This window comes from Citrifermentans bremense R1, from assembly GCF_000426865.1.
Taxonomy (GTDB): domain Bacteria; phylum Desulfobacterota; class Desulfuromonadia; order Geobacterales; family Geobacteraceae; genus Geomonas; species Geomonas bremensis.
Window position 1 is genome coordinate 1 of record NZ_AUGE01000023.1, and the last position, 24,571, is coordinate 24,571.

The 24,571-nt window shown below is 58.8% G+C and carries 25 protein-coding genes, 1 tRNA gene, 1 pseudogene and 1 riboswitch; of the genes and pseudogenes, 15 read left to right on the forward strand and 12 right to left on the reverse strand.

Translation table 11 applies throughout. The features are described 5' to 3' along the window. Positions 1-212, forward strand: a pseudogene (locus K419_RS23585) (integrase core domain-containing protein); the annotation flags it as partial. Positions 213-1,735: 1,523 nt separating this feature from the next. Continuing rightward, a riboswitch (cyclic di-GMP riboswitch) is annotated at positions 1,736-1,819 on the forward strand. A 189-nt stretch (positions 1,820-2,008) separates the two neighbouring features. After that, entirely contained in the window at positions 2,009-2,611 is a 603-nt protein-coding gene (locus tag K419_RS0113615) for a hypothetical protein (protein ID WP_026842083.1), read from the forward strand. 496 nt (positions 2,612-3,107) lie between these two features. Here the strand turns inward: K419_RS0113615 and K419_RS0113620 are convergent. The 5 genes from K419_RS0113620 to K419_RS0113640 form a co-directional block, all read right to left on the reverse strand. After that, positions 3,108-3,195, reverse strand: a tRNA-Ser gene (locus K419_RS0113620). 97 nt (positions 3,196-3,292) lie between these two features. Next, positions 3,293-3,553, reverse strand: coding sequence for a hypothetical protein (locus K419_RS0113625; RefSeq protein ID WP_012531993.1), 261 nt, complete (start codon positions 3,551-3,553; stop codon positions 3,293-3,295). A gap of 65 nt (positions 3,554-3,618) precedes the next feature. Continuing rightward, positions 3,619-4,119 (reverse strand): tRNA adenosine(34) deaminase TadA, encoded by a 501-nt coding sequence (gene tadA, locus K419_RS0113630; RefSeq protein WP_026842084.1) that lies wholly within the window; start codon positions 4,117-4,119, stop codon positions 3,619-3,621. Positions 4,120-4,143: 24 nt separating this feature from the next. Continuing rightward, positions 4,144-4,563, reverse strand: a complete 420-nt coding sequence (gene nikR, locus K419_RS0113635; RefSeq protein WP_012531991.1) for a nickel-responsive transcriptional regulator NikR — start codon at positions 4,561-4,563, stop codon at positions 4,144-4,146. Positions 4,564-4,841: 278 nt separating this feature from the next. Then, positions 4,842-5,729: a complex I NDUFA9 subunit family protein gene (locus K419_RS0113640; protein WP_026842085.1), complete on the reverse strand. Its 888-nt coding sequence runs from the start codon at positions 5,727-5,729 to the stop codon at positions 4,842-4,844. 150 nt (positions 5,730-5,879) lie between these two features. Here K419_RS0113640 and K419_RS0113645 point away from each other — a divergent pair, with 150 nt between their 5' ends. Then, positions 5,880-6,356 carry a ferritin family protein gene (locus K419_RS0113645; RefSeq protein ID WP_012531989.1) on the forward strand — a complete coding sequence of 159 codons (477 nt, stop codon included), beginning with the start codon at positions 5,880-5,882 and terminating at the stop codon, positions 6,354-6,356. Positions 6,357-6,447: 91 nt separating this feature from the next. On the opposite strand, the gene K419_RS0113650 is transcribed toward K419_RS0113645, so the two are convergent. Further along, positions 6,448-6,900, reverse strand: coding sequence for an FKBP-type peptidyl-prolyl cis-trans isomerase (locus tag K419_RS0113650; RefSeq protein WP_026842086.1), 453 nt, complete (start codon positions 6,898-6,900; stop codon positions 6,448-6,450). 220 nt (positions 6,901-7,120) lie between these two features. Between K419_RS0113650 and K419_RS0113655 the strand changes: the two genes are divergently transcribed. The 3 genes from K419_RS0113655 to K419_RS0113665 all read left to right on the forward strand — a co-directional run bounded on the left by K419_RS0113655 (position 7,121) and on the right by K419_RS0113665 (position 9,100). After that, a complete protein-coding gene (locus K419_RS0113655; RefSeq protein WP_026842087.1) occupies positions 7,121-7,642 on the forward strand; it encodes an NUDIX hydrolase in 522 nt (173 codons plus the stop codon). Further along, positions 7,639-8,526 carry an RluA family pseudouridine synthase gene (locus K419_RS0113660; protein WP_026842088.1) on the forward strand — a complete coding sequence of 296 codons (888 nt, stop codon included), beginning with the start codon at positions 7,639-7,641 and terminating at the stop codon, positions 8,524-8,526. Before K419_RS0113655 ends, K419_RS0113660 begins: the two co-directional genes overlap by 4 nt. Before the next feature lie 124 nt (positions 8,527-8,650). Beyond that, complete coding sequence (locus K419_RS0113665) at positions 8,651-9,100, forward strand: hypothetical protein (RefSeq protein ID WP_026842089.1); 450 nt, start codon at positions 8,651-8,653, stop codon at positions 9,098-9,100. 7 nt (positions 9,101-9,107) lie between these two features. Here K419_RS0113665 and K419_RS0113670 read toward each other — a convergent pair whose 3' ends face one another. The 6 genes from K419_RS0113670 to aroF form a co-directional block, all read right to left on the reverse strand. Beyond that, a complete protein-coding gene (locus K419_RS0113670) occupies positions 9,108-9,788 on the reverse strand; it encodes a cyclase family protein (RefSeq protein ID WP_026842090.1) in 681 nt (226 codons plus the stop codon). 174 nt (positions 9,789-9,962) lie between these two features. After that, positions 9,963-10,850: an Hsp33 family molecular chaperone HslO gene (gene hslO, locus K419_RS0113675; RefSeq protein ID WP_026842091.1), complete on the reverse strand. Its 888-nt coding sequence runs from the start codon at positions 10,848-10,850 to the stop codon at positions 9,963-9,965. Next, a complete protein-coding gene (locus K419_RS0113680; RefSeq protein WP_026842092.1) occupies positions 10,847-11,404 on the reverse strand; it encodes a hypothetical protein in 558 nt (185 codons plus the stop codon). The genes hslO and K419_RS0113680 overlap by 4 nt, the downstream gene beginning before the upstream one ends. Positions 11,405-11,406: 2 nt before the next feature. Next, entirely contained in the window at positions 11,407-13,779 is a 2,373-nt protein-coding gene (locus K419_RS0113685) for a peptidase U32 family protein (protein ID WP_226377701.1), read from the reverse strand. A gap of 170 nt (positions 13,780-13,949) precedes the next feature. Further along, positions 13,950-14,450 carry a hypothetical protein gene (locus K419_RS0113690; RefSeq protein WP_026842094.1) on the reverse strand — a complete coding sequence of 167 codons (501 nt, stop codon included), beginning with the start codon at positions 14,448-14,450 and terminating at the stop codon, positions 13,950-13,952. 460 nt (positions 14,451-14,910) lie between these two features. Further along, positions 14,911-15,936, reverse strand: coding sequence for a 3-deoxy-7-phosphoheptulonate synthase (gene aroF, locus K419_RS0113695; RefSeq protein ID WP_026842095.1), 1,026 nt, complete (start codon positions 15,934-15,936; stop codon positions 14,911-14,913). Positions 15,937-16,283: 347 nt separating this feature from the next. Here aroF and K419_RS0113700 point away from each other — a divergent pair, with 347 nt between their 5' ends. The 9 genes from K419_RS0113700 (at position 16,284) to K419_RS0113740 (ending at position 24,419) form a co-directional block, all read left to right on the forward strand. Next, entirely contained in the window at positions 16,284-16,733 is a 450-nt protein-coding gene (locus tag K419_RS0113700) for a YqaA family protein (protein ID WP_026842096.1), read from the forward strand. Positions 16,734-16,747: 14 nt separating this feature from the next. Then, complete coding sequence (locus tag K419_RS0113705; RefSeq protein WP_026842097.1) at positions 16,748-18,046, forward strand: M16 family metallopeptidase; 1,299 nt, start codon at positions 16,748-16,750, stop codon at positions 18,044-18,046. A gap of 34 nt (positions 18,047-18,080) precedes the next feature. Next, on the forward strand, positions 18,081-18,464 hold the full coding sequence (locus K419_RS0113710) for a sirohydrochlorin chelatase (protein ID WP_026842098.1): 384 nt from the start codon (positions 18,081-18,083) through the stop codon (positions 18,462-18,464). After that, the gene (locus K419_RS0113715) at positions 18,464-19,108 is read left to right on the forward strand and encodes a precorrin-8X methylmutase (RefSeq protein WP_026842099.1); all 645 of its coding nucleotides are present in this window, start codon (positions 18,464-18,466) and stop codon (positions 19,106-19,108) included. The genes K419_RS0113710 and K419_RS0113715 overlap by 1 nt, the downstream gene beginning before the upstream one ends. A 146-nt stretch (positions 19,109-19,254) precedes the next feature. Beyond that, positions 19,255-20,325, forward strand: coding sequence for a cobalt-precorrin-5B (C(1))-methyltransferase CbiD (cbiD, locus tag K419_RS0113720; protein ID WP_026842100.1), 1,071 nt, complete (start codon positions 19,255-19,257; stop codon positions 20,323-20,325). Between the two features lie 56 nt (positions 20,326-20,381). Then, a complete protein-coding gene (locus K419_RS0113725) occupies positions 20,382-21,599 on the forward strand; it encodes a bifunctional cobalt-precorrin-7 (C(5))-methyltransferase/cobalt-precorrin-6B (C(15))-methyltransferase (RefSeq protein ID WP_026842101.1) in 1,218 nt (405 codons plus the stop codon). Then, a complete protein-coding gene (gene cobI, locus K419_RS0113730; RefSeq protein ID WP_026842102.1) occupies positions 21,599-22,309 on the forward strand; it encodes a precorrin-2 C(20)-methyltransferase in 711 nt (236 codons plus the stop codon). Before K419_RS0113725 ends, cobI begins: the two co-directional genes overlap by 1 nt. 161 nt (positions 22,310-22,470) lie before the next feature. Next, on the forward strand, positions 22,471-23,256 hold the full coding sequence (gene cobM / locus K419_RS0113735; RefSeq protein ID WP_026842103.1) for a precorrin-4 C(11)-methyltransferase: 786 nt from the start codon (positions 22,471-22,473) through the stop codon (positions 23,254-23,256). A gap of 95 nt (positions 23,257-23,351) precedes the next feature. Beyond that, complete coding sequence (locus K419_RS0113740) at positions 23,352-24,419, forward strand: cobalt-precorrin 5A hydrolase (RefSeq protein WP_026842104.1); 1,068 nt, start codon at positions 23,352-23,354, stop codon at positions 24,417-24,419. Positions 24,420-24,571: the final 152 nt, after the last annotated feature.

Genomic DNA, 24,571 nt, shown 5'->3' on the forward strand with positions numbered 1-24,571 from the left:
ACAATATCTTCGTAGAACGGCTCTGGCGTAGCGTCAAGCACGAGGATGTGTACCTGAAAGGGTACGTCGACATGCTCGGATTACAGTTGGGTCTGACACAGTATTTCGAGTTTTACAACACGGAGCGGCCCCATCAATCGCTGGGCAACCGCACTCCAGTCGAGGTCTACCATACGGCCAGCGGCGGCGGAGCAAGAATCGTAGACAAATTTGTTGAGCGTAAAACCACGCTCAAAATCGGGGCAGCGCCGGTCAGCTGCGCGACCGGGCACCACCTTAAACTCGATGCTTTATTGTCTTGACTATAGGGTCCACTCAATAGTACGTGAAAGTATTGTGAAAGCTCTTTACGCGAAGGTTACCTCAGCGTGTTTTGCCTCAGGGGGGGTAACCCCTCTCTACAACCTTGTGATCCTGGAAAGGTAAAAGTTAGGATTGATAAGGATTCAACAGGCAACGAATGATGACAAACGGGATGGTTTAGGATGCCAAGGACTATAAGGCCTCGGTTTACCCCCAAGAGCCTAGGATTCTAAGGATTTCAGATAAGGAATATTGCTGTTTGTGCTCAAGGCCAGTTCTCGACGTACAGATCGAGGTGGAAGCTCGATCGATTAGGCAAGGACTACGAGGCGGGCGAAAGATTAGCACTTTAGACAAATTAAAAACAAGGGGTCGTAAGTTCCCAATTGGCAAAGCAGCAGACCGTAACGCAAGTGAACCTACAGGTAGCCTCGATAGTGAATATTGGAGATGCCCACCCTGTGATCGGATGGGGAAGGCTGTCGCATACGGGCTCAGAAAACGGAATCGGCTCATGTGATCTCCCGGGGTAGCAGGAACGGCATGTTGCAGAAGATTAGCAGTCCAGTGCTGGAGACCCAATACGGTGATGTTGAGGGACATCAACTGGCGCGTATAAAGGAACCGGGTATGCACGATTTGGCATTCCGGTTCTTTACGGGAAATACAAATTATATAAGGTGCCGACAACAGCAGGCTGGACGAAAGTGCATGCCTTACAGTGAAGAACATCGGAAAGCCGGGTGCGGGAAAACTGCAAGCACGGTTTGATGAGGGAGGGCAGGGTGACACCTGCTCTCTACTCTACTACAACTGGCGATTAATAATGGTGACTTATGTTGTAGGCGCCCGGCGTCTATACATCTTGAGGATGGAGGGGCCTCGATGTGGTTTTGGTTGGTATCGTTTTTTGTATTTATTGATACTAACAGAGGTTTTATCCCCGTTATTCGGGCACTTTGCTATGCCTGACTGCCCCTCCTCCTTGTTGCGCTGCAGGCATGGATTATTTCTGTGTGATGACCTAAATTAGATTAACATTAAAAATATAGACAGTAAGATGTTGAATCTTGTATACAACTAATCATTTGAAGCGATCATTAGGGGGATGGAAAAGATACTCCTATTTGTACATGACAAGCCAAAAGGAACTGGCAGTGGTCCAAAGATGTCCTGAAAAGGTTCCTCTCCCGCCGCCGATTGTTCGCCACCAGTGCTGACGTCGAGTAGTGAAGCCATAACTTGAGGAACCGGATGCGTTAATTGCGCAAGTCCAGACCTGTGGGAGCTCTAGGGAAAACAACGCCCCAGGGCCACCCATCGCAGTCTGGGTAAAGGCTCTGGGACCGTCCTCTGTAGGATGGGGAGATTTATTGCAAATTATAGTTGCATTTGAAGTGGTTTGATTTTTAAGTTTTAATAAAAGGGCTGCTACCGATAAGAGCAAAATCAGAGTAATCTGATGACGCAAAACCATAGGGTCCATTGCAGGTTGAGTGGATTGCCGGTTACCGAAGAGCGGGAATTTCAAGGCGCCCATAGCCTCTGGTGAAACACCAGAGGGAGGGTGCTTTTTTTATCAATTTTACTTGAATGTAAAGAAGACATTGGTTAGTTTTGCCGCTTGAATTTCATTAACATATCATTAACATTGCCTTATTTTGAAACGTTTCCTATGCAGTAAAACCTATAACTGGAGGGTTACGTGGAGTTGAGAAAAATTTTCATTGCGTGCAGTATGATGCTTGGTCTTTTTGTCGTCTCGGGGTGTGCTGCATCTTTCCCTGGAAAGGACCTGTCAAATCTTGACTACAACAAATTGACCGTTGTAGAGCCGAAACGTCCGCTATTTATCTCTGTAAGTGTTTACACTAGGGACGATACCATTAACCTCGGCGCTTCGGCGATTTTCAAAGAAAAACTCCTGCGCGATCTTGGTGCTAGCAATCTTTTTGAGAGTGTTTCGAGTGGGGAAACGAACACTGGATTGCAACTTAAATATAACATCAAAACCGATGGTACCCCGGCTTTCGTGGCCAGGCTTGCAGGCATGGTTTCAGGCTTGACTTTTGGCCTGATCCCGGTACATGTGACCGACGAATACTTCATGTCGGTTGAGGTGTGGGACCACGGCAAACTTCTTAAGAAATACGATTACGAGAACAGCACCGGAACTTGGCTCTCGCTGTTTATGGCTCCTTTCGGGGAGAAGGCCAATAAAGTTACGGATAAAATCTTCGATGACATGTCCATCCGGGCAATGTCAGCGATCAGTAGCGATAAGCTCCTGGTTACCAGCACAAAGTAGACATGTTGTGCAGATGAAAACCAACGAAGCCGCATCTCACAGGGGATGCGGCTTCGTTGCATTTTGGGGTAACCAGCGCCCTCCCAGCCAACATTTCATCGATGTAGTAGTGAATATTTAGAGGATCTGAATGTCCTCAACGATGGCACTGTCAGACAAAACCAACGATATTGTGAATCGGATTTCAACTTTAACCCACCTTAGGCATTACAAGGCCCCACTTTAAGAAAGTAACCATGTGATATCTAGTAGGGGGTGGGTTAACCTTGGACGCCGATACTGGGTTAAAATTCGAAGCCGATCAACAATGAGGTGTACGGAAAATATGCTGAGGGGGTGGAGGAGGATTATCACGAGATACTCAACTACCTTGGGCGAGACTTTGTCAAGTACAAGAAGAAGCCCCTGTCCTCCTACAAGAAGCTTTCGTGTGAAAGTTCTTGTGAAAGTCAGGGGCTTGGCAGCAGATAACTGACTGTTATCGCTGCGTTTTTAATGGCGGAGAGATAGGGATTCGAACCCTAGGTACCTTTCGGTACACCTGATTTCGAGTCAGGCACCATCGACCACTCGGACATCTCTCCGAATATTGCTTTTCCACCTCTTTGCAGAGGGTCGAAAAGATATACCTTATTTCGATTCGAAATTCAAGCTCTGGTTTTTTTGCTCATAGCGCCTGTCTCAATAGGTGAGCCCGGCGTAAAAATCCTGCAGATACTGGCGCTGGGTCTTGGTCGTGACTCCGCGGGCGTCTATCTCTGACAGTATGCGCCAGATGAGACCCAGTTCGCTGTAAACACGCAACACGGCTGACAGCTGGTGCCGGGCATGTTCTTCTGTCGCTATGGTCCCTTGCAGCAGCTCTTCGGTGTAGGCTGCAAGTCTGGTGATTTCGTGATGTGTTGCCATGACGGCAATGGGGGTGATTTCGTCTGTTTGCATAGGCGCCCCTCTTCAAGCGAAGAAACTTGTTTCGTTTTGCCTATTCGGCAGGGGGCGAAAAATGTTTAATTATTTCCGAAAGCGGGTGAGGATTTTTTCACGCTCCTTTTCTTCGCCCTCAGTTCGGCGAAAAACCCGGACAGCATGGAGGAGGTTTCTTCGCACCTGATCCCGGGGGTGAGTACGACGCTGTGGTTCAGCCTCTTGTCGTCGGAAAGGTCGTAGAGAGATCCGGCGGCTCCTCCCTTTGGGTCGTAACTCCCGAAAACGACGCGGTCCAGGCGGGAGAGGATGACGGCTCCCATGCACATGGTGCAGGGCTCAAGGGTCACATAGAGGGTGGCGCCGGTCAGGCGCCAACTGGCAAGCTTCTTGGCGGCTTTGCGGATGGCGATCATCTCGGCGTGCGCCGCGGGGTCCTGATTGCGCTCCCTGAGGTTGTGCCCCCGTGCGATGATGACCCCATCCTTGACTATGACGGCGCCTATCGGTACTTCGCCTATCGCTTCGGCCCTTCTTGCCTGCGCTATTGCCTTGCCCATCCAATAATGATCGTCTCTTTGCATCCTGTTCCTTTGAACTTGCAACAATCAATGCAGGCCTTCGCCGGTGGTGGTCATGACCAGTTTGCCGTGCTTCACTCCCTTGACCCCGATCAGTTCGTCGGCAATCCTGCGCACGTCGCGGGCCTTGCCGCGTACCACGAGCACTTCGAGGCAGTTGTGGGCGTCGAGATGGACGTGCAGTGCGGAGATGATCTGGTCGTGATGCGCGTGCTGGTGCTCGGTGAGCTTGTCGGAAAGATCGCGGACGTGGTGGTTGTAGACGAGGGTGACGGTGCCGACGCCTTCTTTTTCCCCTTCCTCCCAGTCGAGCTCTACCTGGGCTGCCCGGATCAGGTCGCGGATCGCCTCGGAGCGATTGGCGTAACCTTTCTGCTCAATGAGCCTGTCGAAACTCTCAAGCAATTGGTCGTCCATCGATATACCAAACCTTACTGTCTCACCCATGCATGACTCTCCTTGTGAAGGTGCCACACTATACGTGAAACAGCTTCCGGAGTCAAAAACGTAAGGCGGAGAAAGGCGGAACACAGAGGTCACGGAGGTACACGGAGGACACAGAGGTTTTTTCTGGGAAAGGCTAAAAGCAATCACCACAGAGGTACACAGAGGAACCACAGAGGAAAGACAAAAGCTCAAGGGCTTTGATCCAGCAAAACCCTCGCCTCTGCTTTTCCTCTGTGATCCTCTGTGTCCTCTGTGGTGAAAGATTTGAGGTTTTTTGACTAGGGCTTGAGGTAACTGCGGATGCCTGGTTCGAGGCGGGTGGGCTGGAAGGTGAAGGTCCTGCGCCAGTCGCCGTCACAGATGTTTCCCTGCACCAGCATGGTGATCTGGTCGGAGGTGACGGGGAAGAAGGAAAAACCTTCGAAAAGCGGCACCACCAGGCGCATCAGCGGCAGCGGGTTTTTGATCTTCAGCACCAGCCCCTTTCCCATGACCCGTGCGATGGTGTCGAGCAGTTCGTTGTAACTTAACCGGTCGGGACCGCAGAGCTCAAAAGTCTCGCCAATGGCCTCCGGTTTCTCCAGGGCCTCGGCGAAGCAGCGCGCCACGTCGTCCGCGCTTATGGGTTGCAACTGATATTCGCCGTCGCCTATGACCGGCATCGCCGGCAACATCCTGAGGAGCCCGGCCAATTGGTTGATGAAATCATCCTTCGGGCCGAAGATGATGGAGGGGCGGAAGATGGTGTAGTCGAGACCCGAGGCGCGTACCGCTTCTTCCGCCTCGAACTTGCTTTTGAAGTAGCGCGCTTCGCTGTTGGCGCGGGTTCCGAGGGCGGACATCTGGAGGTGGCGCGATACTCCGTTTTTCTTCGCTGCGGCGATGATGTTGCGGGTGGCTTCGACGTGAAGCCGCTGGAAGGTGATGCCGCGCCCGGGGAATTCGCGAATAATGCCGATCAGGTTGATGGTGGCGTCGCATCCCTTGACGGCATCGGTGAAGCTCTCGGGGAGTGTTGCGTCACCCTCGATCTCTTCGATGCCGGCGAGTTTTTCGCTTGCTCCCTTTCGGTGTACCAGCAGCCGAATGCTATGGCCGCGCTCAAGCAGGGCTTGCCTTACATGACCGCCTACAAAACCGGTTCCGCCGGCTAGAAATACTCTCATAGCCCCTCCCTTTGAAGCTTTTTCCGCAGCGCAAAGTGTATCAAGAGTTGGCAAAATCTCCATTGAGCGGCTTGTCGTATACAAATACTTGTGCTGAGATGCGTCTTGTGTTAAAAAACCTTTCAAATCAAACGCTAGAGGAGACAATCCATGGCTGAACAGGGTGATGTTTGCTACACATTTGAAGCCGCGATAGATATGGCCACCAAAATGGAAGACGAGGGCTTCAGGGCTTACCTGGCCGCTCTTCGCATCGTCAAGGACAAGGCAGCCCGTGAAATCTTCAAGGAAGCGGCGCTGGATGAGCTTGAGCACAAGCATCAGCTGGAAAAGACCTTAATCGACGGCGAGATGAAAGGGGGGGAGGGGCTGCACCAGCCGGTGCCGACCATGAACCTCGATTACGTGCTTGCCAAGCGGGAACTCCGCCCCGAGTCCGACGCGCGCGAGGCGCTGGCATACGCCATCCACCTGGAGAAAGGATCGATCGATTTTTACCAGAGGATGTCCAAGGGGTGCGAAGGCGCTCCGATGTCGGCGCTCTTCAAGAAGATGCTGGCTGACGAGTCGCGCCACCTGCAGGAGCTCGAAGACCTGTACGAGCGCCACTTCATGGCGGAAAACTAAAAGCGCCAAGCGCGCTTTGGCTTAAGGGATGAAAAAATCCCCTCCTCGTTGCCGGGGAGGGGATTTTTTTGTCTGCCGTGAAAGCCTGCCGCTAGAGGATCTCTACCAGCTTCAGTTCGAAGTTGAGCGGCTGGCCGGCCAGCGGGTGGTTGGCGTCGATGGTGATGGTTTCGTTGGTCACCTCGACCACCAGTACGCTGAACACCTGGCCGTCTTCCTGGGTCACTTCGAGCTGCTGCCCGACCTCAGGGTTCATTTCGGGAGGCAGATCGCCGCGGGGTACTACCGCAACCATCTCCTGGACCCTCTCGCCGTAGGCTTCCTCGACCGGGATATGGATGGTCTTGCTTTCACCGACCGAAAGACCTTTTATCCCTGCCTCGAAGCCCGGAATGACTTCTCCCTGTCCAATGGTGAACTCGATCGGGCCATGCCCGCAGCCGCAATCGTCCTCAGCGCATTCCGAAGAATCGAAAATGGAACCGTCATCGAGCTTCCCCGTATAATGGACCTTTACGCGATCCCCTTCTTTAGCCTGTGCCATAACGCCACCTCTTGATTATTTTGGAAAACAAGTGCTGAACGATAACAGACAGTCGGGCAATTATCCACACTAAATTTGCGGATAATGTCGGGGATCTCCCCGTTAATCGGTGAAAGCAGCCTGATTTTGAAGGATTAGAACGCGTTAAAGCATGCTGTCCCTGCAGCTCAAATTCCTTCACTTCCTGCAGGGGAAATGCTATTTATCTCCGGGGGGTACTATGGAGACAAAAAACAGGTCGGTGCTCTTCAACGGCATAGTGGTGGACATCGAGCAGATGGACGTCTTGATAGGGGAGCAGGGATGGTACACCTACCAGGTGGTGCGTCACCCCGGAGGGGCCGCGGTCCTGCCGCTGCACGACGACTGCTCCGTCACTCTGATCAGGCAGCTCCGCCCTGCGATCGACGATTTCCTGATGGAGATTCCCGCGGGCCGGCTCGCCAAGGGGGAGGACCCGGCCGCGTGCGCGGCGCGCGAGCTGATCGAGGAGACTGGGCTGAGGGCCGAAAAGTTCACCCCGCTTGGCATACTGCACCCCTCGCCGGGGGTGTTCGACGAGGTGGTGCACCTTTATCTCGCCACCGGGCTCACCGCCGGAGAGGCGGAGCCGGAGGACTACGAGGAGATCTCCAGCATCAGGATCCCGTTGCCAAAGGCGCTGGAGATGGCCGCCGACGGGAGCATCACTGACGGAAAGACGATAGCTGCGCTCTTACGCGCACAAAGGCATATTGGATGATATTGACGGCAAGGGTAGATGCAGAACTAGCAGGGACACGGTTGGACGACGCGGCGAAGACGCTTTTCCCGCAGTACTCGAAGGGCGAGATCCGGCGCATCATCGACTGGGGCGGCTGTTACCTCTCGCAGACGCTGGTGCGGGTGGCTTCTCGCACCGTGAAGGAGGGGGAGGAGGTCGCCCTCGGGATCATGGAGGCTGAGCGCTGCATCGAGCTCGCCTATAAAAAGGAAGAGCTCCTCTACGAGGACAAGGATTTCCTGGCGGTCTACAAGGCGGCCGGTTTCAACAGCCAGCGCACCCCGTACCAGTTGAAGGGTACGGTGGAGTACGCTGTGGAATGCTACATGAAGAGCATCGGGCTCAGGGATCCGTCGCGCGTGGTGCACCGGCTGGATCGCGGCACGAGCGGCGTGATGTTTTTCCCCAAGCACAAGCAGGCAGCGACCCTGATCTCGAACCTGCTCAAGGATGGGAAGGTGCAGAAGACCTATTGGGCGCTGGTGTCCGGTTCGCCGGACCAGCAGAGCTGGAAGGTGGACGCGCCGCTGGGGAAGGTGAGCAAGTTCAAGTACGGAGTAGCCCTGAATGGGAAGCCGGCGAGGACGCTGTTCCGGGTGGTCGGCGAGGGGGCGGGGGTGACCGCGGTGGAGGCGAAGCCTTTGACCGGACGCACGCACCAGATCCGGGTGCACCTGGCACACTCCGGTTTTCCCATCATCGGGGACGAGACCTACGGCGGCATACCTGCTGCCCGGATGATGCTGCACTGCCGCGGCATGCGCTTTACCGGGGCGAGGGGAAAGCTCATCGAGGCATTCGCCCCCATCGATGCGGACTTCAGGGCGGCTGCAAGTGAGGGGATCTGGGAAGAGAGCGTTTAAACCAGGGAAAATCTTCCCCCCTCCCGACCTCCCCCCTCAGGGGGGAGGAGAGTATGGCGCACGGCGGCGTGGGCGGCTGATCTGTTCACTTTGAAGGGAAGGTCAACTATAGCGGAGGTAGTGAATGAAGAAGAAATTGCTCTTAGTATTGGTGCCGGCGGTTTTGATCATTGCAGGTGCACTTGGCGTTTGGGCCAACGAGCAGATTGCGGTGCAGCCCGGGTGCAGCAAATGCGCGAAAGCGGAGACGGCTCCGGTGCAGGCCCAGCCGGGATGCCCGAAGTGCGCGAAACAACAGCCTGCTGATGGGAACGCCGCTGCACCCTGCCCCAACTGCGTCAAGGCGGGAGTGGATTGTCCTAACACGCCCAACTGCCCGAACTGCCCGAAAGCTGGGGCTGAGGTAAAAGCGGGACCGGGCTGCGCCAACTGCGCCAAGATGAAGGATGCAGCGGCAGCTTCCCCGGCGGGATGCGACAAATGCGCGAAGCTGAAGCAGCCGGCTGAGCAGCCTGCTGAGCAGCCGGTGCAGAAGCCGTGCTGCAACAAAGACAAGAAGTATCAGCCGCTCTAGCCGGGTTTCACGCCAGCGGCCATTTGCTGGTGTGGGGATCGAACTCCGGCTCGGTAGCGGAATCGGAACCGCCAATCAGGAGCGCCCGCACGGGCGCTCCGTCCCCGCCTTTAAGCTTCAGCGGCAGACAGATGAGCTGGTAGTGCCCCGCCTTGATGCCTTCCAGGTTCAACCCCTCGATTACCAGTATGCCGTCTTCCAGCAAGGTGCGGTGTACGTCCCCCTCGCCGTGAAACCCTTCGATGGAGAGATAGTCTATCCCTACGAGCCTCACCCCTGCGTCCCGCAGGTACTGCGCGCCGTCTTTGGTGAGGGCGGCGTACTCTTCGGAAAATCCCTTTTGCTGCCAGAGCTTCGAGTTGTCCGTCTTCAGCAGCAGCCGCTCTTCCCCCTCGATGCGAAACTTCTCCAGTTCCTGGCGCCCGATTTCCTTAGTGCCGAGGATCTCCAGCACCAGCGCCTTGCCGATCACGGTTTCAAGTGCGATCTCGTCGACCGTGGTTCCGGCGTCGTCGAAATGGAACGGCGCGTCGAGGTGGGTGCCGCTGTGGCTTCCCATGCTGATGCGGGTGACGTTGGCGGAATCGCCCTGGGAGATGCGACTGAAGGGTTCGACGGTGATGCCGGGGTCGCCTGGGTAGATGGGGAGATCGCTGGAGAGGGAAACGGTAATGTCGTGGATTCGCATCGGAGCCTCCGGGGGGGGATTTGGGACGGGGGAAGTATAACCCGTACAAAATTCAAATGCATCGCACGCGGATTACGCGGATAAAAAACGATTCCCGCGGATAAGACTTAAAGCTCTAGGATTTATCCGCCTTTATCCGCGTCATCCGTTAAATCCGTGTGAGATGCAGTTGGTTTAGGCTTCCTGCTTTGCTGCCTCGGCTATGATCTGGTCGAGGTCGGCCTCGTCGAAAAGGTAATGCTCGCCGCAGAACTCGCAGGTCACTTCGCTTCCGTGCTGATCTTTCTTCATGGAACTTAGTTCTTTCTTCCCCATGGAGAGAAGGACGCGCTCAATCCGCTCGCGGCTACAACTGCAGGCAAACGCTATGTTCCTCTTCTCCAGGATGTCGTAGGGGATGCCGGCAAGAAGCTGCTCCAGAATCTGCTCGGGATTGCCTCCCTTGTGCAGCAAGTCGCTTAAGGGCGGCAGTTGCTCGATCCGCGTCATCAGCTCCTCGATCACCAGTGGGTCGACCGGCGGCACTGCCTGGATCAGGAATCCCCCGGCTGCGGCTACGGTCCCGTCCTGCTCGATGAACTCTGCGATGCCTACTGCGGACGGTATCTGCTCGCTTTCCACCAGGTAGAGGGCCAGGTCCTCGGCGATGCCGCTGGTATAGAGCTGCACGGTGCCGCGATATGGCTCTTTGAGCCCGAGATCCTTGGCGACGGTAAGAAAGCCGGCGCGCCCCAGCGCGTTGTTCACGTCCAACGCCCCGTCCGGACGCAGCAGGTGGACCTTCGGATCCCCGACGTAACCTCTGACGCTGCCGTTAGCGTCGGCTTCGATGACGATCTTCTTGAGGGGGCCGTTCCCCTCGAAACGCATGGCGACCCGCTGCCCGGTCTTCAAGAGAGCCCCCATGAGAGCACCTGCCGTTATCCCTCTTCCCAGCGCGGCCGTGGCTGTGGGTAAGGTGTCGTGGCGTTTGCATATCGCGCCGACGGTTGCCGTGGTGACACAGGCAAGGGCCCTGACACTCCCCGATTTGGCAATCGCGCGAACTAGATAATCGGTCATAGTACCACCCCCACCCTTCCTACAATTTCACCCTTCCTGAGCCAGAGCTCCTTGAGGGTTATAAAGTCCCAGATGCTGATCCCCTTCACCCGCTGCGCGAAAAGCTCGGCCAGTCGCGGCACCCGCGTCAGGTCGCACATGATGAGATCCCCCGAGCCGGAGAGAAAGGGAATGCGCTCCACCACCTTCTTGGTGAGCCAGTCGAAGTCGATGGGAGCGACATGGTCCAGCTTCAGAAATACGCTCTTCCTGGCGCTGCTGAATTCGATTCCCTGGATGGAGAAGGTGGCGGAAAACGGTATGGCGAAGGGGAGCAGCCGCTTTTTCATCTTCCCGGCGATCTCGCCGTACCCGTCGAAGAGGACGATGCTGAACTCCTGGATCTCGTCGTCGATCAACTTGTTCAGGAACTCCCGCTGCAGGTAGGCCTGCGTGATGCGGAACTCCCGCCGGACCAGGAGGTCCTTCAGGCTCTGCTCCTGGACCAATTCCATGAAGGCCGGATCGCTTAGCCTGTTGTTGATCCGCTCTTTGATCTTGTCGAAGATTCCCATGTCTAAACCAGGCCGGCGCTGTAGTTGAATTCGGAGGCGGCGTGGACCGCAACCCCTTTACGGTAGGCTTCCAGTGCCCGCTCCCGCTCCTCCGGCTGCAACTGCGACAGGTCGAGAAGGAAGCTGCCGCAACCCATCTGGCGCAGTTCGCTGCGGTACTGGGTGAGTGCGAAGGGCGTCTGGGCCGAGACCACGGTTAGGTGGTCCTTGACCTTTACCGAATAGAGATCACCACGGTCGGAGGCAAGCGGCGCATCGCCTTTGATCTCTTTTATGGCGATCTTCGAGGTGATCACCGGAACGGGCGCGTAGAGCAAAACGCCACGCTCTATCTTCAGGTCGCTCGCCAGAAGCTGCCCCATGTTGGCCCGGTCGTCCTCCATGTACAGCGTGGCGCGCTTCACCCCCAGCTCCTGCCAGGACAAAAGCGCCTGACTGTTCAGCGAAAAGAGCCGGTAGTCGGTGTTCAGCTCGGCATCGGTCCCCTTGAAGAATTGGAATTGGGACAGGTTGGTGAGCTCGAAGCGCTTAAAGCCCCCGCGCATGATCATCTCCACCGCATCGCGGTAAAACTGGAGTTCCGCCTCGAAGATGATGAAGGGGAGCTGCCAGATCACCTTGTCCTCGCCCCCTTTGAGCTTCCTGGCAAAGCCCTGGAACTGATGCATGTTCGCCTTGGAGACGGGGAGGACGACCGTGTCGACCTGGTCGCGGTGCAGCTCGTGCCAATCACGCACCTGCTCGATCTTGACGGCAAGCTCTTCCTTGCCCCTAAACGGCGCGGACTTTTGGCGCACCAGGGAGGCGAGCGCTTCGGTCCTGCCGCTGGCGCTTCTTTGCTTCAAGGCACCGACGGACGCTTCCGCGAGCCAGGCGTAGAAGTTGCGCCGGATTTCTTTCAACCGGGGAGGGGGGATCATGATCGCCGGGAAATCTGGTGCCGATAGGGAGGCGAGGGTGAACTGGGTGTCGCCGCTTTTGGAGAACTGCGCCCTGAGCACCCCTTCCATGTCGCTGCTGCGGGAGGGTTCCAGCGGACCCAGCTCGAATTCGGTGGCGAAACGTTGCCCCAGCACCTCAGCCTCTATGCGCAGCGACTGGTCCTGGTGCGACAGCTTGAGCTTGCAGGGGATGCTGTCGCCCTTGGCTGCCTCCAGCCTTTTCAGGCAGGCGTTCTCGCTCATGGTGAAGGCGGTTTCCGAGGAGACCTTGAAGACCGAGTCCCCCAGTTTGAACGGGAAGGGGGACGGGGTGGAGACCAGGGTGTTCTCCTTCACATTCATAACCTTCTTGCCGCCGAGGTAAAGCTCCTTGATGGTGAAGGCGCGCCCGGCCATGTCGCTTTTGGGCTGGACCCGGATACGGTCCCCAACGTGGAGGCGGTCGCGGGTGTCGAAGCTGATCCGGTTGCCGCGCATCTCGCGGATGTCGCCCAGGTAGCGGCCGGTCGCCCCCTTGATGGACGGGGTGGAGATGTCGGTCGGGTTGTGGGAGGCGAGGAACCCCTTGGTCGGAACGCGGCCGAAGGAAAGTTTCAAGAGCGCCTTCGCCTCGGCGACCGCGGCGTCGTAGGAATCCTGCGGCGCGTCTAGCACCATGCGGTAGGCGCCGATGACGCTGGCTACGTACTCCGCCGATTTCATCCTCCCCTCGATCTTGAGCGAGGCGACTCCCGCCTCCATCAGCTGGGGGATCATCTCTATGCTGGAGAAGTCGTTGGTGGAAAGGTAGTACCCTTCTTTTCCCTTGTGCTTGTACTGGCGGCGGCAGGGCTGCGCGCAGCGGCCGCGGTTGCCGCTGTGGCCCCCTAGGAACGAGGAGAAATAGCACTGGCCGGAGAAGGAGAAGCAGAGCGCGCCGTGGATGAAGCACTCGATTTCGGCCTTGCTTGAGGCAACGATGGACTTGATCTCGTCGATGTGCAGCTCGCGGGCAAGCACCACGCGCTCGAACCCCAACTCCTCAAGCTGGCGTACCCCCAAGGAGTTGTGAATGGTCATCTGGGTGGAGGCGTGCAGCGGGATGCCCGGGAAGAACTCGCGTGCCAGGCGCGCCACCGCCATGTCCTGCAGGATGACCCCGTCAACCCGCATCGCTTCCAGCGCAGCCAGGTTGTCGATGAGCAGGGGGAGTTCAGATTCCTTTACCAGGGTGTTGATGGTGACGTAGGTCTTCTTCCCGAGGCTGTGGGCGTAGGCTGTCATGCGCTCCATCTGCGCCAGGGTGAAGTTCTTCGCCTTGGCGCGCGCGGAAAAGTCGCGCAGACCGGCATAGACGGCATCGGCCCCTTTCTCCATGGCGGCGAAAAAAGCCTCCAGGGAGCCCGCGGGGGAAAGAAGTTCGGGTTTATTAACGACGATTTTTTTCTCTTTCATTGGCATCTGGCTAGAGTACCGGAAGGGTGGTGGCGGGTCAAGGGAGATGTCGGAGGGGGGGAAAGGCGAGATAAAGATAAAGATAAAGGGGGACTGGCTCCGAAGGTGCCTGTCCCCTTTGATTGAGACTTAGACAGCCGCGGGGGCGGGCCAGTTGCTGGGGGCGCCGGTCATTTCTGCTGGACCGGGAGATAGCGGTACAGCTTGCGCTTTTTGGAGTAGTCGGCGAGGGAAAGGAGGTCGGATTGACTGATGGCCCAAACACTCCCTTCTTTCTCCAGTTTGATGGACTTGGTGACGAACTGGGTACCGGGTACGCTCCCCTCGAAGCCGAGACGCGCACGAACCACGGCTTTTCCCTCTCCTTTCGAAGAGACTTCGACGTCCTGCATTTTCTCCCAGCAGCACGCGGGGCGGCGCGGGGCGGCGGAGAGCTTCCTGGCGAAGGTTTCCTTGCTTTCCCTTCCCCCGGTGGTCCGCCCGTACAGCTCGTCGTAGCTGCCGTCACGCCACAGATCGAGGATCTTCTCGAAATCCCCCAGGACTTCCTGGTTGGAAGCGACGCCGCTTTGGGCTGCGCCGGTTGCAGTGCGCCTGCCCCTCTCTTTGGCGGATAAGGATAATGGAGACGAGAGTACCAGTATCAGGGTCAGCAGGGCGAGTATGCGCATTGGCAACCTCCGGGCGAAACACCGGCTAAGCATATCGCAACGGGGACCTCGCGCCACCCCAAGGCAAATCCCCTGTCCCCCCTTCGCAAAGGGGGGGGCGTTAGGTCTCTTGCTGCGCTTCGTAGACAGATCAGCTCCAGGCGCCCTCGAAATTCCAGGAACCTTTGAAAAAGCCGAGACAATTCTCCCCCCTTTTTGATCTCGTTCCCAAGGTCCACCTTGGGAATGCAAGGCCTCTGCTAAGCTCCGGCTTCCGCTTGGTGCAAAGCTGGAGCTTTGCGTTGCCGTGGGTTCCCAAGCTGGAGCTTGGGAACCAGAGGGGCTCCCCCCTTTGCGAAGGGGGGCGGGGGGGGATTTGTCTCTGGCGTACTTATTCGCGATCCCTGTCCTGGAGGAGGCCAGGAGGGGGATACCCCCCTCCCTGCCCCTGATCCCTGCTTCCATCTTATGGAGATCCCGGCTACGCGCCGAGTGTTTTGTCCGCGGCTTCTGCGAAGAGCCGCAGCTTGTCCATCAAGGCCTGGAACTTCTTCGGCTTGAGCGACTGGGGTCCGTCGGAGGATGCCTTCTCCGGATCCGGATGCACCTCGATGATGAGCCCGTCGGCGCCTGCGGCTACCGCGGCGAAGGACATGGGCGCTATGTAGTGGTAATTGCCGGTGCCGTGGGAGGGGTCGATGACGATGGGAAGATGCGTCTTCGACTTCAAAACGGGAATGGCGGAGAGGTCGAGGGTGTTTCTGGTGGCGGTCTCGAAGGTCCTGATGCCGCGCTCGCAGAGAATGACGGACTGGTTCCCCTCGCTCATGATGTACTCGGCGCTCATCAGGAACTCCTGGATGGTTATGGACATGCCGCGCTTCAAGAGGATCGGCTTGTCGATCTGCCCGACCTTCTTCAGCAGGGCGAAGTTCTGGGAGTTGCGCGCCCCGATCTGGAGCATGTCTGAGTAGGAGGCGACGAGATCCACGGAATCAGGGTCGATGACCTCGGTGACGAAGGGAAGGCCGGTTGTCTCCCTGGCTTTTGCCAAAAGCTTAAGCCCTTCTTCCTCGAGCCCCTGGAAGGAGTAGGGGGAGGTGCGGGGCTTGAAGGCGCCGCCGCGCAGCATCTGGGCGCCGGCCGCCTTGACGGCGATGGCCGACTCGATGATCTGCTCTTCGTTTTCGACGGAGCATGGTCCCGCCATCACCACCAGCTCCTTGCCGCCGATGGCGAGGGTATCGGAGATGCGGACGATGCTCGCCTCTTTCTTAACTTCCTTGGAGGCGAGCTTGTAGGGCTGCAGGATGGGGACGACGCTCTCGACCCCCTGCATCGACTCCAGCGTCTGCAAGACGCTCTTGCCACGCTCGTCGCCGACTGCGCCGATGACGTCGCGGGTGGTGCCATGGATGATGTGCGGGGTGTACCCCAGTTCCTTGATCCTCTTGGTTACCGCATCGCGTTCTTTTTTGGCCGCTCCTGCTTTCATGACTACGATCATACTCGCTCCCCTTTTGGTCCCCGAAAGAGAAAAGGCCGGAAGGATTTCTCCCCCGGCCTCAAGTATTCGTAGAATGATGCTGCGAACCGTAAAGTAGGGGGAGGATCCAGTCCACCCCGGCTTTCGGTTCGTAATTTAGTACCAGCTACCTAAACTTACACCTCTACCCGGGGCGACGGCCTAAAATAAAAGCCGTACCAAAAGTAAAAGTTAGTAAAGGTAAAGTAGCCAGTGTTGATCATGGTTGCCTAAATGCCATCTCATGGCCTCAATGTCAAGAAAAAAGTTGGCGCCGTTGCGACTCAAGTTGTTTGACAATCCGCAGCCTTTCCGCTAATTTGACCGGAATGCAAGACTGGCTGGTCAACTACGGGCTCTATTCCCTGTTTATACTGAGCTTTCTCGCCTCTACGCTTTTGCCGCTGGGTTCGGAGTGGATGGTGGTGACGATGCTTTTGGCGGGGGAAAAGGCCTGGGCCGTCGTCGCCGTTGCCACCGCGGGAAATTACCTGGGAGCGCTCAGCACCTACTGGATCGGGCTCTACGGCGGGGATTTCCTCAAGCGGCGCGTGCTCCGCATGGACGACGCCAGCACCCAAAAGGCCGAGAGGTTCTACCATCGCTTCGGTTCCATTTCCCTTCTATTCAGCTTTTTGCCTGTGATAGGCGATCCGCTTTGCCTGGTCGGGGGCGTGTTAAAGATAAGCTTCGTCCGCTTCACCCTCTTGGTTGCCTCCGGCAAGCTGGCCCGCTACGCGGCGGTTGCCTGGTTCACCCTGAAGGGGGCGGCACTCTGACTCCCGGAGGTTTGATGCTCAGTTGCACCAAGAAGGTTCTCCCCAACGGATTGCGCCTCGTCTCAGTCGAGATGCCGCATCTGCACAGCGCGGAGATCGCCATCTACATCAAGGCCGGCGGCCGCAACGACACCCCTGGCAAAGCCGGCATCTCACACTTTCTGGAGCACATGCTGTTTCGCGGCTCCAGCGAATTCGCCACCAGTCTTGAGCTCGAAATCGCCTTCGAGGCGATCGGCGGCAGCGTCAACGCGGCTACCGACGAAGAGACCACCTGCTACTTCTCCAGGGTTCATCCGGACCAGGTCCCGGAAGGGATCCGGCTTTTTACCTCCATGCTCCTCGCTCCTACGCTCGAGGGTATCGAGATCGAGAAGCGGATCATCACCGAGGAGGCGCTTGAGGACATCAACGAGCGCGGCGAGGAGACCAACACCAGCAACCTCTGCTCGAAGCTCCTTTGGCCCGGGCACCCGCTGGGGACTCCGACCATAGGGTACCTGGAGAGCATCAAGGGTTTCACCGAGGAGGACCTGCGGGGGTACCTCCAGGATCATTACGTGCCGGAAAACGCGGTGATAGTCGCCGCGGGAAGGCATGACGCGCAGACCTTCTTCGCCTCCTGCGAAAAGCACTTCGCCGGCTGGTCCGGCGCGAAGCCCCCTCTCCCGGCGCCGGTGCACGAACTGCAGGAAGAGCCCCGTTCGGTCTTCGTCAAGGATTCGGACAGCCAGGTGAACCTGCAGATAGCCTTCCGCGGCTTCGCCAGGTACGACAAACGGATCATGGCGCTGCGGCTGATGCGCCGCATCCTCTGCGGCGGCGGGAGCTCCAGACTGCATCTTTCCCTCAGGGAAAAATTGGGGATCGTCTACTCGGTCGATGCCTCCCTTTCCGCCTACGAGGAAACAGGCGCCTTCGCCATCGAGCTTGCCACCGCGCCGGAGAACCTGGTGCTGGCGGTCTCCGAGGTGCTGCACGAGGTGAAGAGCCTCGCTTTCGAGGAGGTCGGGGACGCGGAACTCTCAAGGGTGAAGGAAGGTTACTTCTACGACCTGGAATACAGCTCCGATTCCACCTACGAGATGCAGGTACGTTACGGCTGGGGAGAGTTGATGACCCTGGTGCGTACCATAGACGAGGATCGGGCCGAGGTGGCCTCGATCGCACCGGAGCAGATAAGGGAAACGGCCCGGGTGCTTTTTGATCCCAGCAACCTTACCCTCGCCGCCGTCGGCCCCTGGAAGGCCCCCTCCAGGAAGGTAGTGGAGAAGCTGATCGGGGAGTACCGCAAAGGGTGGGCAAAGGCTTGATGGCAACAAAGAGATTAAACCTTTTGGAGAGACGATGAGCACAGCTTTACTGATCATGGCGCACGGCAGCAGGATCGCCGAGGCAAACGACGCGGTACACGAGATAGCGGCACTGGTGCAGAGAATGACCAAGTTCGACATCGTCGAGGTCTCTTTTCGCGAGCAGCATCTTCCGAACATACAGCAGGGTGTGGACGCCTGCGTGGCAAAGGGGGCGCAGCGCATTCTCCTGGTGCCGTATTTCCTCTATATGGGGGCCCACGTCCTTGAGGACCTCCCCGAGGAGCTGGCCCAGGCGAGAAAGCGCCACCCCGGCATCGAGATGGTTCTTGGGAAGCACCTAGGCGTGCACGACAAGCTGGCCGAAGTGGTAGTGGAAAGGATCGCCGAGACCCTGACCGAGGAGAGGTGGCACTGATGTCGGTGCACATGCGCCCCGAAGAGATCGAGGCGGAGTCTTTCCGGATCATCGAAGAGGAGTTGGGGCCCCATGACTGGTCGGCGCAGGATTGGCCGCTGGTGCGCCGCGCCATCCACACCAGCGCCGACTTCGATTACGCCCGCAGCATGTTTATCGCCAAGAGTGCCGTGGATAGCGGCATCGCGGCACTGAAGGCCGGTTGCGGCATCGTCACCGACACAACGATGATCATCTCGGGGATGAGCAAGGAGCGGCTCAAGCAGTTCGGCGTGCTGGTGTCGTGCTACGTCGCAGACCCGCAGGTCGCCAAGGACGCCAAGGCGCAGTTGATCACCCGCTCCATCGTCGCCATGCGCAAGGGGGCGCGGGATCCCAAAAACGGCATCTTCGTAATCGGCAACGCGCCGACCGCACTCTACGAGCTGATCCGGCTCATCCGCGAGGAAAGGGTGAGGCCCAGGCTGATCGTGGCGCTCCCGGTGGGATTCGTCGGCGCGGCCGAGAGCAAGGAAGCCCTGAAGGAACTGGCAAAGGATTTCCCGGAACTACCCTTCATCACCAACACCGGCCGCAAGGGGGGCTCCAACGTCGCCGCGGCAGTGATGAACGCAATTCTGATCCAGGCGGAAAGCTCCCTCTAAAGGATGGGCCAAGGGGACTGGCTCCGTCAGGTGCCTGCCCCCCTGGAAAGCTCCCTCTACAGGGTGAGCCTACACAGGTGTCGACGCTTCCGTGAGCGTCCCCTTCAAATGAAATGCAATCCAACCCGTTTCCCATTGGATGACCTATGAGCGGGAAAGAACTCAGATACGGTTTCACCACCGGTGCATGTGCCGCTGCCGCCGTCAAGGCGGCCGCCCAGATGCTGCGGGACCAGGGAATGGTTCACGAGGTTGAACTGATGCTTCCCTGCGGCATCGGAGCGAGCTTCCAGGTCCACGGGGGAGTGCTGCGCGACAACACGGCTTCGTGTTACGTCGTGAAGGATGCCGGGGACGACCCGGACGTCACCAACGGCGCCGAAATCCACGTCACCGCCAGCATCGAGTTCTTCACCAAGAACCGGATCGTGATCGAGGGGGGGACCGGCATCGGCCGGGTCACCAAGCCGGGGCTCGCGGTCCCGGTGGGCGAGTGGGCGATAAATCCGGTGCCGCGCAGCATGATCCTGGAAGTGGTGAAAGAGGTCTTCGCGCTACGCTGCATTCCGGCGACGCTCACCTTCAGCATCAGCATCCCCAACGGGGAGGAACTGGCGAAGAAGACCCTCAACGAGCGGCTGGGGATCGTCGGCGGGCTCTCCATCCTCGGGACCACCGGGATCGTCAAGCCGATCTCGGCGAAGGCCTGGACCGACACGGTGGACGCCTCGGTCGACGTAGCTTTGGCCTGCGGCGCGCGCACCGTCGTCCTTGCCACCGGGAGGAGTTCCGAGATCGTGGCGCAGAAGCACCTCGCCCTGAGCGAGGAGGCCTTCGTCATGATGGGGGATCACTTCGGCTACGCGATGAGGAGTTGCGCCAGCAAAGAGGTTCCGGAAGTCGTGGTCGCCGGGCAGTTCGCCAAGCTGGTGAAGATCGCCTGCGGTCACGAGCAGACCCACGTGACCTCGTCCCAGATGGACCTGGATGCGCTGGCCTGGTGGCTGAGGGAAGTGCCTGCCACGGCGCACCTGGAGCAGATGGCGCGCGAGGCGAACACCGCACGCCACCTGCTTGAGGCATCCGGGTACAACCTGGCCGTCATCGAACTGGTCTGCTCCCGTGTGCTCAAGGTCTGCGCCGAAGTGGCGCCCTGGGTGAAGGCGCGGGTGATGCTGGCGGGATACCACGGCGAGCTTTTGTACTTCACGCCGTAGCTCAAGCAGTTTTTTATTTGCCATTTATCGCGTGCAATGATCGAAAGGAGCGGACCATGCCACAGCAAAAGATCTATCTTGTCGGCGCGGGAATCGAGGGATGGGAAGGTTTCGGGAAGCAGGCTCTCGAAGTGATCGAAGGCGCCCAGGTCCTGATCGGGCACAAGCGGCTTTTGGACATCTTCCCCGAATTCAAGGGCGAGAAGCGCCTCCTGGACGACCTTTCCATCACGCTGGAATACCTGAAGACCACCGACAAGAGGGCCGTAGTCTTAGGTTCCGGCGACCCCAACTTCTTCGGGATCGCACGCTTCCTGCTGCGCAACCTCCCCAAGGACCGGGTCGAGATCTATCCCAACGTCACCAGCGTCCAGTATGCCTTTGCCCGCATCAAGGAACCCTGGGATGACGCCACCTTCGTCTCGGTGCACGGCCGCGGCATCAAGCCGGCGCTGGACCGCATCATCGCCTCCGAAAAAATCGCCATCCTAACCGACAGCGTCAACACCCCGGCGGTCCTTGCCCGCGAGCTGATCGCGCGCGGCGCCGAAGGGTACGAGGCCTGGGTCTGCGAGGACCTGGGGCTTGCCTCCGAGAAATTCACCAAGACCGACGTGAAGGGGCTCGCCGAGCTGACCTGCTCGCCGCTCAACATCCTGATCCTGATCAAGACCTGGGAACCGAACCTGCAGAACTACCCGATGATCGGCATCCGCGACGACGAGTTCGCCACCGCGAAGAAGCTGATCACCAAGGAGGAGGTCCGGGCCATTACGCTTGGCAAGTTGCAGTTGCAGGACGACCTGGTGATGTGGGACATCGGCGCCGGCAGCGGCTCCGTCTCCATCGAGGCGGCCAACCTGATGCCCAACGGGCGCATCTTCGCGCTGGAGAAAAACCCGCAGTACCTGGTCTTCTTGAAGGAGAACCTGAAGAAGTTCGCCGCGCGCAACGTGATGGTGGTCGAGGCCTTCGCCCCCGAAGGGCTGGAGGAGCTTCCGGACGCGGACCGCGTCTTCATAGGGGGCTCCGGCGGCATGCTGGAAGAGATCATCGACGCGGTCGACAAGCGCCTGAAGCCGGACGGCTTCATCGTCATCAACGCGGTGACGCTCGATACGCTGACCAAGTCGGTGGAGTTTTTGGAGGACCACGGCTACACGGTGGAGGTCACCTGCGTCAACATCTCCAAGACCCGCAACCTCACCGAGTACAAGATGTTCGCCGCCCACAACCCGGTCTACGTGATCGCAGCCTGGAAAGGGGAGGAGTAGTGGCCGTTGTCTATGCCGTAGGTGTCGGACCGGGCGATCCGGAACTTTTGACCCGCAAGGCGGAGCGCATCCTGAGGAGCGTGGACGTGATCTGCGCGCCGACCGGGGCCGCCGAGGCGGGAAGCTACGCGCTTTCCATCGTGGAACAATTTCTCGACCGGGAGCGCCAGGAGGTGCTGGTCCAGGTCTTTCCCATGGTCAAGGACCAGCAGGGGCTCGATCCCTTCTGGGAGGAAGCGGCCGACCAGGTGGCGCAGCGTATCGCCGCGGGCAAAGACGTTGCTTTCATCACCATCGGCGATCCCTTCCTGTACTCCACCTACCTTTACATCCACAGGATTTTTCTCGCCAAGTACCCGGAGATCAAGATAGAGGTCGTCCCCGGCATTTCCAGCATCCTCGCTGCCTCGGCAGTCTCGGGGCTCCCCCTGGGGCTCGCGGCGGAGCGGATCGCCATACTTCCCGCCACCTATGAGCACGACGAGCTCAAGAAGACCCTGCAGGAATTCGACACCGTGGTGCTTATGAAGGTAAGCCGCGTCTTCGACACCGTCTATGCGGTTTTGAAGGAGCTGGGGCGCGAGCGCGGGGGCGTGTTCGTGCGTAGGGTCGGCTCCCCCGAGGAAGAGGTGCATCACGACCTGGAGGCGCTGGTGGGGCAGAAGCTCGATTACCTCTCCATGCTGATCGTGCGGAAGAACCCGCTGTAACTATAGATGCAGCTTCTCCGCCTCTTACTCCTCCCCCCGGAGGGGAGAGGCTGGGAGGGGGGCTCGGACTCGAATTCAGAAATTCCCCCTCCTAACCCTCCCCCTCCAGGGGAGGGAACTCTGTTGACCCTGTAATCCCAACCCCATCTAGAAGGTATTTCGTGAACGAGCAGAACAAAGTACATTTCGTCGGCGCCGGACCCGGCGATGCCGAGTTGATTACCGTGAAGGGCGCGCGCCTTTTGCGCGAGGCCGACGTGGTCGTCTATGCCGGGAGCCTGGTCGACCGCGAGCTGGTCCGCACCTACGCCCCCGATGCCCGTGTTTTCGACTCCGCCGGGATGGACCTGGAGCAGACCACCAAGGTCCTGGCCCAGGCCGTCATGGACGGCGAGAAGGCGGTCCGCCTGCACACCGGCGACCCCTCGATCTACGGCGCCATCCAGGAGCAGATGGAGGAGCTGGACCGGCTGGGTATCGGGTACGACGTGGTCCCCGGCGTGACCAGCGCCTTTGCCGCCGCTGCCGCCCTGAAGCAGGAGCTGACCCTCCCCGAGGTTTCCCAGACCGTCGTCATCACGCGGCTGGCTGGAAGGACCCCGGTCCCCGAGCGGGAGCAGCTGGCGAACATCGCGACAATAGGCGCCACGTTGGTGATTTACCTTTCCATTTCCATGGTCGAGAAGGTCGTGGCTGAGCTTTTGAGCGGCGCCTACCAGCCCGACACGCCGGTCGCCGTGGTCGCCAAGGCGAGCTGGGCCGACGAGCAGGTGATCCGCGGAACTCTGGCTGACATTGCCGGCAAGGTGAGGGACGCCGGGATCGGCAAGCAGGCGCTCATCGTAGTGGGCGACGTGCTGCGCGCCCGCAGCGAAGGGATGAAGGCGAAGTCGCTTCTCTACGACAAGGGGTTCACCCACGGCTGCCGGGAAGGGATCGTCAGCTGAAGACGCAGAGGCAGAGAAGTTCGGATGTACCGATAAAAAGGCAAATCCCCCCTGTCCCCTCTTCGCAAAGGGGGGGACGTATGGGCCGAGGTTCGATGCAAGTAGCGATCATCGCCATAACCGGGAACGGCGCGCGCCTGGGGGAAACGCTGCAAAGGGGAATCCCCGGGAGCCGGCTCTTCGTGATCGAGAAGCACGCGACGGCCGCCAGCCAACCCTTCTCGGAGCCGGTGCCGGCTTTGATCTCGCGCCTTTGGCCGGAGTACGGCGGCTTTATCTGCATCATGGCGACGGGTATCGTGGTGCGCTGCATCGCGCCGCTTTTGCAGGCCAAGGACCGGGACCCCGCCGTGGTGGTGCTCGACGACGCCGGCAAGTTCGCGGTCTCGCTTTTGTCCGGCCATCTGGGGGGTGCCAACGCACTGGCTGACACCTGCGCGTCCCTTACCGGATGCACCCCCGTGGTCACCACGGCAACCGATGCCAACGACCTCCCCTCGTTCGACCTGCTGGCGCAGGAGAACGGCTGGGTCATCGACGACCTGTCGCGGGTGAAGGTGCTGAACGCTTTTCTCCTGGAGGGACGGGAGATCGCGGTGGCGGACCCGACGGACAGGGTGAGGAGTTACTGCGCGGGGAGGGGGAACCTCACTTTCGTGGCCGATGCGGAAACGGCCGCTGCCTCGGGTGCTGCGGGCGTGGTCCTGGTGACCAACCGGACGGTTCCTTCCGCGTTTGATTCACAACGTACCCTGGTGCTGCGTCCGGTAGATCTTCATCTAGGCATCGGCTGCAACAGGGGGACTGCCGCGGAAGAGATCGAAGCGGTGGTCATGGCGAACCTGGATCAATTGGGCCTTTCCATCAAGAGTGTCAAGTGCCTGGCGACGGCAAGGGCCAAGGATGATGAGGAAGGGCTTCTGGCCTTCGCCGCCAAACTGGGAGTCCCGCTGCTCTTTTTCGAGAACGAGGAGTTAAACGCCGTCGCCGCCCCCTCTCCCCCCTCGGCGCATGCCATGGCCGCCATCGGCGCGCGCGGCGTCGCCGAACCGGCGGCGCTGCTGGCAGCGGGGGGCGGGACGCTGATCTTGAAGAAGGTGAAGGACGGCAACGTCACCTTGGCGATAGCGCAGAAGGGCATCGCACACGGATTACGCGGATGACGCGGATAGAGGCGGATTAATCTGAAGCCTAATCGTTTTAAAGATGTGAGGATTTTCAGTTGTTTAGTTGGGTGTGTTTATGGGTTCGTTTGATCCGCGGTTATCGTTTTTGATCCGCGTCATCCGCGTGCGATGCAGTTGATTTAAGAGGT